General features: G+C 31.5%; 13 protein-coding genes and 1 pseudogene. All 14 read right to left on the bottom strand.

The annotated features are described in order from the left end of the window. Window positions 1-143: 143 nt before the first annotated feature. The 14 genes and pseudogenes from HLK68_RS05345 to lysS all read right to left on the bottom strand — a co-directional run bounded on the left by HLK68_RS05345 (window position 144) and on the right by lysS (window position 13,940). Complete coding sequence (locus HLK68_RS05345; RefSeq protein WP_006785908.1) at window positions 144-473, bottom strand: hypothetical protein; 330 nt, start codon at window positions 471-473, stop codon at window positions 144-146. Between the two features lie 68 nt (window positions 474-541). Continuing rightward, window positions 542-2,785 (bottom strand): EAL domain-containing protein, encoded by a 2,244-nt coding sequence (locus tag HLK68_RS05340; RefSeq protein ID WP_006785907.1) that lies wholly within the window; start codon window positions 2,783-2,785, stop codon window positions 542-544. Window positions 2,786-2,895: 110 nt separating this feature from the next. Beyond that, window positions 2,896-3,537 (bottom strand): lactate utilization protein, encoded by a 642-nt coding sequence (locus HLK68_RS05335; protein WP_055164465.1) that lies wholly within the window; start codon window positions 3,535-3,537, stop codon window positions 2,896-2,898. 317 nt (window positions 3,538-3,854) lie between these two features. Further along, window positions 3,855-4,106 (bottom strand): spore coat protein, encoded by a 252-nt coding sequence (locus HLK68_RS05330; RefSeq protein WP_055164462.1) that lies wholly within the window; start codon window positions 4,104-4,106, stop codon window positions 3,855-3,857. Window positions 4,107-4,118: 12 nt separating this feature from the next. After that, on the bottom strand, window positions 4,119-4,298 hold the full coding sequence (locus HLK68_RS05325; protein ID WP_229040043.1) for a hypothetical protein: 180 nt from the start codon (window positions 4,296-4,298) through the stop codon (window positions 4,119-4,121). Between the two features lie 123 nt (window positions 4,299-4,421). After that, window positions 4,422-5,135 (bottom strand): CBS domain-containing protein, encoded by a 714-nt coding sequence (locus HLK68_RS05320; RefSeq protein WP_055164460.1) that lies wholly within the window; start codon window positions 5,133-5,135, stop codon window positions 4,422-4,424. A gap of 2 nt (window positions 5,136-5,137) precedes the next feature. Then, window positions 5,138-5,677 carry an RNA 2',3'-cyclic phosphodiesterase gene (gene thpR, locus HLK68_RS05315; protein ID WP_055164457.1) on the bottom strand — a complete coding sequence of 180 codons (540 nt, stop codon included), beginning with the start codon at window positions 5,675-5,677 and terminating at the stop codon, window positions 5,138-5,140. Window positions 5,678-5,791: 114 nt separating this feature from the next. Next, on the bottom strand, window positions 5,792-6,580 hold the full coding sequence (locus HLK68_RS05310; protein WP_009606298.1) for a GNAT family N-acetyltransferase: 789 nt from the start codon (window positions 6,578-6,580) through the stop codon (window positions 5,792-5,794). An 88-nt stretch (window positions 6,581-6,668) separates the two neighbouring features. After that, a complete protein-coding gene (locus HLK68_RS05305) occupies window positions 6,669-7,970 on the bottom strand; it encodes an alpha-amylase family glycosyl hydrolase (protein WP_009606296.1) in 1,302 nt (433 codons plus the stop codon). A 242-nt stretch (window positions 7,971-8,212) separates the two neighbouring features. Next, complete coding sequence (locus HLK68_RS05300; RefSeq protein ID WP_006785896.1) at window positions 8,213-8,587, bottom strand: hypothetical protein; 375 nt, start codon at window positions 8,585-8,587, stop codon at window positions 8,213-8,215. A gap of 163 nt (window positions 8,588-8,750) precedes the next feature. Next, window positions 8,751-10,130 carry a Mur ligase family protein gene (locus HLK68_RS05295; RefSeq protein WP_132942682.1) on the bottom strand — a complete coding sequence of 460 codons (1,380 nt, stop codon included), beginning with the start codon at window positions 10,128-10,130 and terminating at the stop codon, window positions 8,751-8,753. A 15-nt stretch (window positions 10,131-10,145) separates the two neighbouring features. Further along, window positions 10,146-11,054, bottom strand: a complete 909-nt coding sequence (locus HLK68_RS05290) for an ATP-grasp domain-containing protein (RefSeq protein ID WP_006785893.1) — start codon at window positions 11,052-11,054, stop codon at window positions 10,146-10,148. Between the two features lie 69 nt (window positions 11,055-11,123). Beyond that, window positions 11,124-12,026, bottom strand: a pseudogene (locus HLK68_RS14765) (YheC/YheD family protein). Between the two features lie 426 nt (window positions 12,027-12,452). Continuing rightward, window positions 12,453-13,940, bottom strand: a complete 1,488-nt coding sequence (gene lysS, locus HLK68_RS05275; protein WP_006785890.1) for a lysine--tRNA ligase — start codon at window positions 13,938-13,940, stop codon at window positions 12,453-12,455. Between the last annotated feature and the right edge of the window lie 146 nt (window positions 13,941-14,086).

The following is a 14,086-nucleotide window of genomic DNA, read 5'->3' as shown; positions in this document are numbered from 1 at the left end:
ATTGGTTCCCATCTATCTTAATAAATTATAACTAATTTCCGTCAAAAAAAAATCAAATTCTTTCATTTCCATCATTCTCTTACAATCAGACGAAAAAAGAGCTAAACTATGCTAATCATTCACATAAATTTAGCTCTTAATTTTTATGATAATAATTTTGAATCTAAATCATTTAATTCCTTTGATTTTGATTCTTTTTTCTTTAATTCACCTTTACCATCCATTACAACTTGGATAACAGCTGGTCCTCCATCTGCTGAAAGTGGACTATTCTCTCCACCTACTAGATTTTCAATTAACTCTTTAAAGAATCCATATTTTCTTTCTTCATAAACAGAAAGAATTTGAACAAGTAATTCATTCGTTAAATGAATTCCTTCTTCTTCTAAGTGTTGACATAAATCTTCGATAAAATCAGAGTCTGGTTCTAAAAATGCTTCAAGTCCTAAATCCATATTGATATCTTGTTTCATCTCATTCACCTCTTGAAACTACAACATTAATTCTACTCATACATTTTATTATGACTTATTTTATAAAATTAAACAACCAATTTTCTCTGATAATAGCTTCCACTCACAACATCAATTCCAAAATTCGAAATTAAATCATGAGAAGATTTATTGTCAATATCCGAACAACAAATCTTCACATTGTAATTAGAGCAAACCGATATTAAAGATTTCATCATTCCTGAGTAATGATACGTTGAACTTAGATATTGAATTAAACTAGGACTTAATTTTAAATAATTAATATTTAAATTTCGAATTGATCCTGTTAGGGAACCCGTTCCATAATCATCGAGAGCTACCCCAACTCCTAACTCATGCAAACGATTAATCAACTTTTTCAAAAATTCATTTTGTTCAAATAAAACATCTTCATTGATACTAATAATGATTTGATTATAATTCAAATTATATCGTTTTAAACAATTTAAGATACGTCCTACAATTAACTTATTCATTAATGTTTCTCGTGATAATTTAATAAATAGATACGGATTTGAATGAATGGTCTGATACGCTTCTTTAATTAATTGACAGCCAATTTCAAGAGTTGCCATTTCAACTTCCATTAATAAACTTTCTCTAATAACTTCTTTATCTCCATCCAGATTATCAATTACTAAATTTAAATCACTTAATATCCCTTTAAACTCAATTCCGAATAACTGTTGGCCACCTTCATTATAAAAATGCTTTTTATCAATAATAAAATTCTTCTCTTTATATGCTTTTAATAAAAGATTATGAATGTCCTCTGAAAGAGCCAAATACGACGATGATTCTTGACAAAAACTTACACTATAATTCTGTTCAAGTTCAGTATGGACAACCATCCCATAAAAAGAAGTATACACAATACGCATTGTTTTAGAAAAATCAGAAGATGTAAAGCGTGGTAAACAAAATGCTACCGTATATTTTCGTTGTAAATTATCATATAGGGGCTTTAATAAACTATTTAATTTTTGTTTTAATTTCACTTCTCCAGTACACGCCTTAAAATAAAACCATAATCCATGATCATGGAAACAAAACGTTAACTCACCTTGAATAATTGCATTCAAATTATTAATTAAACTTTCCTTTAATTCCTGTGAAAATTCACTGCAAAAACAATCATCAACCATTAAAAAACCAACCACTGTTTGTGAATTATACTCACGTTGGTAGTGGGCTCCCATCTGTTGCCACGAAACAATCCGATATTTATCATCAAACTTAACAGAATCTAATTGGTTATAATACTGTTTATACGTTTGATAAACATTTTGAATTTTAGTTTTCAAAATACCCTCCTCATAAAATAAAATCTGACGATTTTGACCTAGTAACTCATAAATTTTCAAATAACACTCTTTATCCTTCACAATACTTTCTTCACCTAGCAAGTAATAATAAAAAACTCTTAACAAATAATACTGATGATTTTCACTCAATTTTTGGGTAACATCCGCTATATACTGACCAATTTCATCTTTCTTATAAATCAACTGATAGGTTAAATCATACAGCATCAAATACGGATTATGCTTTGAAATAGAAGAATCGTGACTAAAATCTAGCCACTTAATTTCCTCAAATTTATTCAATTTATAAAAAGATTGTGTCTGAATCACATAAATAATCATCAAAAATTCTCGATTCACACCTAAATCCTGATAATCTTGATGGTAAGATAAAACTTCTAAAATTTTATCGTAGTCTTGATTTACATATAGATTTAACAAATCAAATACAAACACAATAGAAGCTGGAACAAAATTTTCTCCATACAATTGAACCAACGAATTAAATCGAATAATACCTTTTCGATTACATGATTTGAGAATAATTTGAGAGAGTTTTTCAAATGAATAAGTCACTAAAAGGGGATTCTTTTTCTCAACACTTACTTCTAACGCTCTTTTATAATAATTTTCTGCCTCTTTATAAAATTGATTTGACTCAAAAATATATCCTAATTCTAGATAAATATATACCTTCAAAATATTATTAAAATCTAATTCCTCTAAAAGACTTAGACACTCAATTAAATAAACTATTGCTGTATGATACTCTTTTTGTTCAACAAAGTATTGCTCACTTAAAATTAAAAGAGAAACCAAGTAATCAAAATTTTGATGACTTCGTTCCACTTCAATTATCTTTTCTAATGAATCTTCCGATATAGAGTCAAAATTAAAACTCTCTTTTATAGAATAAAATTTATCTAATAAATAACTTGCCTGTATAAAAAAACTTAACAATTGCTTTCTAGATATTGAAGCCCCCATATTAAACTCTCTCCTGTTCACCAACAACGTACCACATAGCTATTATTATACTAACCTCTCGCAAACAAATACATAGGAGAATTTGAGAGATAACGGCGAATATTCTATCCTTAAAATCCTAAATGCTCATTGACTAAAATAACATGAACACGATCCTTAAATCCTTGCGGTCCCATCAGTACGTAATTTCGACAAATTCGTTCTAAACTTTTACAATCACTACATCTTAACGTTTTAGCACACGGTGTTTTCTTATTTAAACGAAGGGCATTCGCTGGAGCTGCCACCTCACGATTTCTTTTAATCGCCGCGTCTAAATCACGGACAATCTTATTCACACCCGCTACAATAATCACCTTATTCGGACCATAAAGTAGTGCTGCTACACGATTACTACGTCCATCCACATTATATAAAAAACCATCCTCTGTAATCGCATTCGCACTACTCAAATAAACATCCGCCATAAAACATTCACGATAACGTGAATGACGCTCTTCATTTGTCAAATTAGCTTCTTGAGTTGCAATAAAATCATATTTACCGCTTTGAAGTTCTTGCATAATTCCCACTTCATTCAACGTTACTGCCCCACCTACTCCGATTTTGTCACCTTCACTTAGCATCGATTTGACCAACGTTAGTGCTTCCTCACGTGTCTTAACAAACATCGGATTCATACAATGAGCCTCTAAAGCCTTCATTGTCCGTTCTACTCGCTTTATCATCACTTCATTTACAAACTCATTCATATAAAATTCCTCCTGTTTACCTTTACACCTTTAACATACCCACAAAACGTATTTTTGGCAAGAGCAAAAAGTCATGTTAATTATTATCATTACAAATCCATATCTTTTCTAATTGAATCAATACTTTATAAAAAATTCGATTCACATAAAAAAAGACACCGTAAAAGTGTCTTAATTTAATCTATACTATATTTTAAATCAATTTCTCCCAATAAAATTTCAGTTAACTGAAACCTAATGAGAAGGATTAATACTTTCTTAAATTCTTCGCATTACTTCTAATCAGAAAAATTTTTTACTTCATGACTTTTTTAAAGTTACTGTGCATTTGGAGCAAATTTTTGTTTAACTTGTTCAATTTGCTGTTGGTCAGCTGCCTGTGATGGATACCAGCCTTTTTGTGCCATTGCAGCATAAACTTCATTTTGCATACAAAGTGTATCATTTAAAACCTTCTCAAAAGTAGTATGTACATTTAATGTTGATGACTCAATTGTTCCATGTAAGTATAAATCTGCCGCACCTTTTAACACTAAAAGAACATCTTCCATAAGATCTCTTTCGCTCATACTATACCCTCCTTATTGATTTAATAATTGATAAAATTGATCAAAAATCATTTTTTGTTTATTGGCTATTTTTTCAACTAATTGTTTCAAATCTTCATTTGAAAGTTGTGATGCACATTCACGACATTTTTTCTCCATATGTTGAGCATGCCCCAGTGCATCTTGAATATATAAAAGTTCTTTTGGACTCATCATATCACCTCCAATCAACTTATATTTATTATTTATCAATGAAGATAGGTTATGCACGCTGAGATTTTATTATCAAAACATTAACTTTTATTACTTTTAATTTTTCTGAGGCCAGTTATTTTATTAATTAAATACATATTGATCATTCGTATAAATATATTTCAACAAATCATCATATGTAATAACTGCTTCAATCTCACCACTTTTATCTCCTGTTGACGTTAATAATAAAGCATCTAATTTTTTGGGTGACTTTTGAAATAACTGCCACGCATCATAAACTGTCATACTTTCCTTTACAAACTCATACTGAGACTTTTTCTCATAATCTAAAATATCTTTCATTGTGCCATCCAATTCAATATTATTATTCTCAATATGCTTTTGTAACCATTTCGTCACTGCCCGAGAAGTTACCAATCCCATAAATTCATTTCCTTCATAAATTGGAAATTTTGAAAATTCTTTTTCAGCCGATGCCTTTAAAACCGTATGCAGTGTATCCGTCATCAAAAACTTTACAACCTCACTTTTAAATACAGTTAAATCGGCCGGATCCACCAACTGTTGTTCAATGAACTTCATTCTTTCGACTGTCTCATCAGATGGCGTTGCGATGACCGACTCAAAATCATCCGTTTGATGAACAATAATATTTCGAAGTTTTCTAAATAAATGTAACTCATCCATATAACGCTCAATCATCGGATGACTTTTCGCCTTATAAAGTAAATCACTAAACGAAACATTATCATCTGAATTCGTATATTTCTTCAAATACTTATGGATATGATTGAAAGATTCAATAAACTCTAGATAACCAGCTTGTTGTGCCATACTTAAACCAACTCCCGTGTAAAAAGTGGACGATACATTAAAGTCCCATCAACATTTATACTTTCAAATAATGTCACATTCAAAATCTCAGCCTGTCGTTCAATCGTTATCCCACGTGAAATATCAACCAGTGGCACTAAAAGTTTAGAATGACGACACAATGTAATATGTGGTGTATAAATGTGCTCATCTTTCTCAATCAACAAATGTTTTACTAATTTATCATTTAATTTCATGACATAATCCGTCAATTCAACAGCCGGCTGACATCCCATATAAATCACATACCGTCCCTTTTTATTAAAAAAACCAATGTGATCGAAAAATAGCTTCATACGTTGAACCTCTAAATCTTTGATAATCTGAACAATCTCTGGAACTTTAGACTCCTCTATCATCCCTAGAAATCTTAATGTTAAATGAAAATTATCATATCTCGTATAATTTGCTCGTTCACAATATTTCTCAACCATCAACTGAGACGTCTGAAAATAATCATTCACATCATCTGAAAACTTTACACCTATAAATAATCTCTTCATATCGTCACCTAATATTGTTCTTTTCTAATAGGATATACCAAATCGTGTAGAAATATTTCAAAAAATAGCGAAAAAGGAACCTGAAATTTTAAGTAACGGTTCCTTTTCCAATATTTATTTACAAACAATCATCTTCCATTTTCCAATCGTCTTAAACCCTAATTTATGATAAACTGATCCAGCCTCAGGATTATCATAAAATAAACAAAGTGTCTTATTCTCATTTAATAAATCACGGCATAATTTTGATAAACATTGCGCCATAAATCCACGTTTTCGATAATCTTTGTGTGTAGCAACGGCTACAACCATAGCCGACTTCGAATTCTCAGCTGCTGTTTGCACATTACAAACCACATCTTTTGCTTCATTTTCAATAAAATAAACACGTCCTGAACGACTTTCGATTTTACGACAGATCTCATCTGTTGACCTAAACGTTCCAGAAAACTCTTCAATCGTCACTAACAAATCTAAAATACGTCTAGCATCCTCACAACTTGCTTCTTTAATCTCAACTAAAACCTCTTCTAAAAACGAATCATCTATTAACTCACAAAAATACATTTCTCGCACTTCTGCCTGTTCAAAACAATCAGTAAATTGATCAGCAATAACTTTTTCACCTGAAATAATTTTTGCGCAGTCATTAGTTTTAATAATCGACTTAAATCCCTCTACATTAAAATCTAAATCCTCAAAATATGGAATAAAGTTCTCACGATAACGAAGTAAAACACCATTTAACTCATCATTTTCATTAAAGCTTCCCCACACCGTTTGAATATCAGAATCAAATCCAAAATTTTCAATATCCCCAATTTGAAATAAATTTAATCCTGGATTTTTACTTAAAAAAGCAAGTGTCTTTATTCTATCTCCCTCAGTTAATTGTCTTATCATTATGTTTCATCCCCTTCATAGATATTAAAAGCATTATAACAGGATTCATCATAATAAGAAAGAATCAAATTACATTTTATTCCATAACTTATTTAGCTATATCAAACACAATCGCACGTACATCTAATTGAACTTTTCCATCTTGCACAACAACCTCTTTATTAGTTAAGCAATCTTTATAGATGCCATCTGCAATCTCAATTGATACGACACCTGATTTACTAGCAAAATTAAAGATTGCAACACGTGTCTTATAACTTGTTTCATAAGATAAGATAACAGTATCAGCTACATCGCCTGTTTGAATTCGATAAAATCCCTCTGCCATAATAGCGTCATGCTTTAACTCACTTAACTGCTTCATATAATCAGCAAGGCCGTGTTCATTGTAACGACTCCAATTCACTTTATCGATATCAAATAAACTTGGTCGATTCGTATCAAGAGCCTCTTGCCCCGCATAAATCATCGTTGTTCCTTTTTGAAGATACGTGAAAGCTGTCCAAGTAAAGAGTTGATCGATATTGGGAATCAGTGTAGCTGCGCGGTCTTGATCATGATTTTCTAAACAACGAAGCTTCACATAATTATCCGGATAAATACCTTCTTGCATCGCAACACGATCAATGTATGCATTCAATGAATTTTTGCCACGTAAATAACCTTGATACTCCTCAAAAACATCATAGTCATAGCAGATATCAAATGCTTGATAAACCTCGCTATCACTTGCCGCTTCATATCCAAGTGAACGGATATAGTTCACAAATCCAATATGTACACTTTCTGCAAGCCAGATAAAGTTTGGATTAATCTTTGCAATCTCTTTTCTAGCGCGTACCCAAAATTCAATAGGAACGAGCGATGCTACATCACATCGATACCCATCTACACCAAGACTAGCCCAGTATTCAAGAGTATCTAAAAGTTCTGCCCATAACTCTTCACCTTTTGAATAATCTAAATCTGTAATATCGGACCAATCTCCGACACGATTTGCGAAGTTCCCATCTTCATTTTTATAAAACCACTCTGGATGTGTGTTAAGTAAATGGGAATCGCGTGACGTATGATTAAACACAACATCAATCATCAACTTCATTCCATGTTCATGAGTCGCTTCAATTAGACGTTTAAAATCATCTAACGTTCCATACTCAGGATTTACTTCACGATAATTTTGAATTGAATAAGGACATCCGAGCTCACCTTTTTTATCTTTTTGACCAATCGGATGAATCGGCAATAAATATAAAATATCGACTCCTAAATTTTTAATGCGATCTAAATCTTCAATTAATTCATTGAACGTTCCACTTGCATTGTGATTTCGATTATACACTTGATAAATAACCATTTGTCGTAATGATTTCGGTGTATCTATTGCCATGCCTCATTCCCCCTAAAATAAATAATGTTAATCACCCTTAATATACACTGCCACTAGTAAAAAGCCTGTCGAAAGGAACTAAACTTTCACCTTGTAATGGGTTACGTTATACAACTCTTTTTCATGCAATAATAATGAAACTAACGGAAAAAATTCGACTTAATACAAAGAGAACTCTTTATATAAATCTGTGGATAAAGCAATAGATAGCATAAAAAAAAATCAGGCTAAACCTGATTTTTTTAATACATTAATGTAATAACAAATTGAATTGTAAAACTAAATGTCACCATAATCGAAATTAAAGCAAGCATTGTAATAATTTGAGTAAATCCACCTAGCATTGGGAATTTCTCTTTAAATATCTCATAAAGCTTATATGTTAAAACTCCCATAAACGCAAACACAAAATTAATTGCAATATGAATTAAAGACATTTTAATGAAATACGGAATCGTGTAAAACAACGAACTTCCAAACGAAAGCATCAAAGCTAACACGGATAATACAGTATTCACTAAAACAAACTCAATTGGTCGATAATGGGGTTTAAATAATTTAAACACAAATCCTATAATAAAAAAGACAATTGGAAAAACGACTAATGCAAAAATCATGTTCTTATGTCATCCTCTCTCAACCCATACAATACTGAATATAGTCTAATCATAACATATCGACAGATTAAATAGAAGGGCTAACATTTTCTAGGTAACCGGTTATATAAGTTATCCATAGTTTGTTTTTTTTAAAAACTGTGGATAACAAAGATGACAAAAACTAACACTTAATAATTTGTTCTGTTAATTCCTTGATATCGTAGTCAAACATAGAACATTTAATGAGCAAAGTTGTTTCTTCATTAAGGATATCAGATAATAATTCATAGACACCTTCTGTTTGTTCAAACTGAAAGACCTTACCATGGAATCCATTCAATGAACATTCAGTAGCTATATTATTAGCAAGATCTCCAATTGTAATTAGATAATCAATGTTAAATTTAGCTATCATTTTTCCAACTTCTTTATGATAGTCCGCTGAGTGCTCTCCTAACTGTTTAATATGGCCAATTAATGCAACTTTTTTATGTTGTTGATTTAATTCGCATAAAGTATTCATTGCTGCCTTCAAAGAAGCTGTATTTATATTCCAAGTATCATCAATTATTGTAGCTTGATTTAATCCTTTTTTGATTTCACAATGATTCATAAGTAATTTAAAACTAGACAATGCTTGAGCAGCCTGAGTAATTCCAATTCCCATTTCGTGTGTTGCAGCTAAATCTGCTAAAGCATTATAAACTTGATGCTTTCCATAACCAGGAACAAAAATTTGATACTTCATTTTATTTAAAGTTAAAGTAAAGTTCATTCCATTATTTCCATAAGTAATATTAGACGCTTGGAATAAACACGGAGTATCAATCCCAAAATAGATGATATTTCCTTTACATTTTGATGTATCTATTGTTTTTATTTTTTCATCATCCGCATTTAATATTAGCGTTCCACCTTCAGGAATAACAGAAACCATTTCAGCTTTTGCATTAATATAACCTTGTAAAGTTTTACATCTCTCTAAATGGTCAATTCCAATATTCGTGATAATCCCGATATTAGGCAAAAAATGACTACAAGTATATGTAATATCTCCTGGTGCTCCCACAGCTGACTCATAAACAGCTGCCTGAATAGAATCATCAATTCGTAAAAGATAAATTAAGTTTCTAGGATTTCCATTTGCGGAGCGAACTGTTCCTTCAACCTTATACCAAGTACTTAAGATATGTTTGATCATATCTTTAGTGGTCGTTTTACCTGAAGTTCCTGTTACCGCAACAACAGGAATATCAAATAATTGGCGATAAAAATGGATGAATGCATCATATGCATCATCAATATCCGAAACTCTAATGACTATACAACCAGAAATTTTTTTTAATTCTTTGACTTCACGGTCAACCACTACCGCACATGGGCAATATTGAGCTATACGTTTAAAATCAATATTTCGATGCTGAACTAAGAATAATAATGTATTGGGCTGTTCGATGTGTTCATAATATCTAGCCACATCTTTGATTAAGATATCAGAATTTCCTTGAATAATTGTTCCTTTAATGACTGTTAATATTTTTCCAAGTGTATGAGCTTTCAATTTTTTCCCCCTAAATCAATTATTGCTTTCATCATCTGATGAATTTGATATAATAAATTTTATTTCTGAAGCTGCTTGTAAAGCATTCTTTTTGGCTTCGATTTCCGTTCGTCCAGTTGCAATAACATACGCATACCGATCCCCCATAGATTGCGGTGGTATTAGATAAGCACTTTTTTTAGGTTTTACATAAACATATTCAACGTGTGGTGAATTAAGTGCTCTTTTTTTCCCAGTTACTTTTACTAAAACACCTTCTTCATTTATGATAATATGTTGGCAATAGACATGTTTTCTATATTTTGGATGCAAGTTAGGCTGAAAACCTAGAGCAAATTTTAATGTTTCTTCAACATAGTTAATTCCAAATCCTGCTTTTATCATATTATTCATACCGCCACCTGAAATACGAGGATTTATCTCAATCAACTTCCAGTTATCCTTAACTAGTCTCATCTCAAGATGGCAAGTTCCATTTGTCATACCATGTATTTGAATGATTTCCACAACAGCTTTTTTTAATTTTTCTTCAAAAGCAGTATCATCCGTTAAGATTAAGTTATACGCTGTTATTATAAAACGTTGAGTATCAGTCACTATTTGTTCAAAAATTGCGACAATATGAACACTAGAATCCTTTACAAAACATTCGACTAAGTATTGAGGCCCCTCGAGAAACTCTTCTAAAATAATAGGATCATTTGGATATTTAGAAAATAACATTTCACTTTTTTGTTTGTAATCATCTAGATTGCTAATTTTCAATACATCTTTAGATCCGGTTGAGGTTGGACATTTAACAACGGCTGGTAAATAAGATGTAATGGTTTCATCATCTATAGTACTACTACTGTCTATTTCAATAAATTGTGGAACATAAGAAGTCCTTGCTAAAACTTCTCTTGATTTAATTTTATTTTCCATATCTAATAATTACAGTAATTAACGTTTTAACATCAATCTCCATTATAGCGATAATTGTGTTGCCCTCTACTAATCACTCGTAGAATTTAATTTGTTTTTATTTGCTAGAAATATAGCATAATGAATCGTATTTTTTACTACATCCAGCTCTAAATAGAATGCAGGTGGACACCCAGGACGCCAATTCACTTCATAAATCCATATTTTTTTCATATCATCTAGTCCAATATCAATTCCAATTTCATCAAGAGTTTCATTATATTTTTCCATTTGGAGTTGATCTAGGTGTCTAGCCAGTTGCAAGGCAAAGACTTCAAGATATCGTTCCATATCATAAGTGCACTCTGGATCTTCTTGTTTTAAAAAAGGAATCAAATAATTAGTTGCACCACCACTGTTGATATTTGTTACAATACTATCAGTTAACGAAAAGCGTGGATAAATAGTAGTAACCACCCATTCCCCGCTTCCATTTTTTTGAACATGTAATCTTAAATCAAAATTAATTCCATTTTTAGTTTTTGAGTTAATATAAGGTTGTGCTAGATAAGATTATTCTTTTAGACAGGTGGAAATATAATTTTCAAGTTCATAGTAGTTAGCAATTTTGTTTCTTTTATCGCGATTAACTTTATATAAATTTCCCATTTTTTCAATATAGATAATACCTTCCCCTTTATGACCATCTTGAGGTTTAAAGACAACCTTTGAGTACATATTCAAAAAATCAAAAAACTCATTTGTATTACTAATAATTTCAGATGGAATCAAATGATTAGTAAATTCCCCTGCTTCTTTTAAACGTTTATAAACGCTCATTTTATTTCCAATTGAATAAGTCGTAAATGGAATTTCAGATTGTAATTGTTCAATGATTTCTTTATAATTAGCAAGCTTTTCTGGACTTCCCGTATTATAAATTACATCTGGAAATCTACTTTCAACTTTGTGCCAATCACCATTTTCATACATATATCCAGATATCGTATGTTTTTTAAAATTGACTTGTTTAGGAGAAAAATATAGTAACTCTACTCCTTCTGCTTTTGCCACACTTGCAAAGGCATATGCCTTTACAACATGTCTAGGATTTCTACACTGGTGTAAAAAACCAATTAATATCATTTTATGTCCCCCTCTTAATAAAGAGTATTTATTTTATATCTTCTTTATCATATGATTATCTGATTCAATTAGTCACGTCGATAAAGAAAATAGTACCTGTGGTTATGTCACAGTAACATTTGACCTCAATATAAATCTATAGCCTCTTATTAAGAGTAGAGCTTTTAGATTCTCAGCACTTTTAATTCAATTAATTTAATCCTATTTTTAGACATAGTTTTACATTAAATAAAAAAAGACTGCATCGATTTCGATGCAGTCTTATATAATCTATTATTTTTTACGCATTGTTGGGAATAATAATACGTCACGGATTGATGGAGAGTTAGTTAATAACATAACTAAGCGATCGATACCAATTCCAAGTCCTCCTGCAGGTGGCATACCATATTCTAATGCTTCGATGTAGTCAACATCCATTTCAGATGCTTCATCATTTCCTAATTCTTTTTCAGCTAATTGCGCTTCAAAACGTTCTTTTTGATCAATTGGATCATTTAACTCAGTGAAGGCATTTCCATATTCACGTCCATCAATAAAGAATTCAAAACGATCAGTGAAACGTGGATCTTTTGCATTTTTCTTAGCAAGTGGAGAAACTTCCACCGGATGTCCATAAATAAACGTTGGTTGAACAATTTTATCTTCAACGAATTCTTCGAAGAATGCATTGATGATATGTCCAACACCTGTAAAGTGAGTAGGTACTTCAACATTGTGTTCTTTTGCGATAGCTTTTGCTTCTTCAAATGTCATTTCTTTAAAGAAATCAACACCTGTAATCTCTTTAATCGCATCAACCATGTGCCAACGTTTCCATCCAACTGCTAAGTTAATTTCATGTCCACCGTAAGGTACAGTAGTTGTTCCTAAAACTTCTTGTGCAATAGAGGCAATCATGTTCTCAGTTAAGTCCATCATTGTTTCCATATCACCATAAGCTTCATATAACTCAATTGATGTAAACTCTGGGTTATGGCGAACAGAGATTCCTTCATTACGGAAGATACGTCCGATTTCATAAACTTTTTCAAGTCCACCAACTAATAAACGTTTTAAGTGTAACTCAGTTGCAATACGTAAATATAAAGGCATATCTAATGCATTGTGATGAGTTTCAAATGGGCGAGCTGCTGCTCCACCTAATGTTGTGTGTAAAATTGGAGTTTCAACTTCTAAATATCCTAAATTATCTAAATAACGGCGCATTGCAGTAATAATACGAGTACGAGTGATGAAAGTTTGTTTACTTTCTTCATTCATAATTAAATCAACATAACGACGGCGGTAACGCTCTTCAACGTCAGTTAATCCATGATATTTTTCTGGTAATGGGCGTAATGCTTTTGTTAATGGCGTATACTCTTTAACTTTAATTGATAACTCACCAACTTTAGTTTTGAATACAACACCGCGTACTCCAACAATGTCACCTAAGTCTGCTTTATCGAAGAATGCATAAGCTTCTTCACCTACAGCATCTTGACGAACATAAATTTGAACTTGCCCTTTAATATCTTGAATATGTGCAAAACCAGCTTTTCCTTTTCCACGTTTAGTGCGGATACGTCCAGCGATTGCTACTTCAATATTTTTTTCCTCTAATTCTTCTTTAGAAAATTCTCCAAACTCTTCAACTAATTGTGAAGATAAATGAGTACGATTGAATCGTTGTCCAAATGGATCAATTCCGTGTTGACGTAAGTCTTCCATTTTGTCACGTCTAACTTGTAATTGATCGTTGATTTCAGTTGTCGACATCTGAATCACTCCATCTATATAAGCTATTTTTTCATTATTTCATTATAACACGCTAAAGTGTACGATTCCACGAAAAAGTACATTTTGTATTAATTATTGACGTTTTTCAAAAATTATATTCAATTCATTGAATATCGTTTCCCAAA

The sequence above is a fragment of the Turicibacter sanguinis genome (genome assembly GCF_013046825.1).
GTDB classification, from domain to species: domain Bacteria; phylum Bacillota_I; class Bacilli_A; order MOL361; family Turicibacteraceae; genus Turicibacter; species Turicibacter sanguinis.
This window is presented reverse-complemented; position numbering and strand designations above follow the sequence as displayed.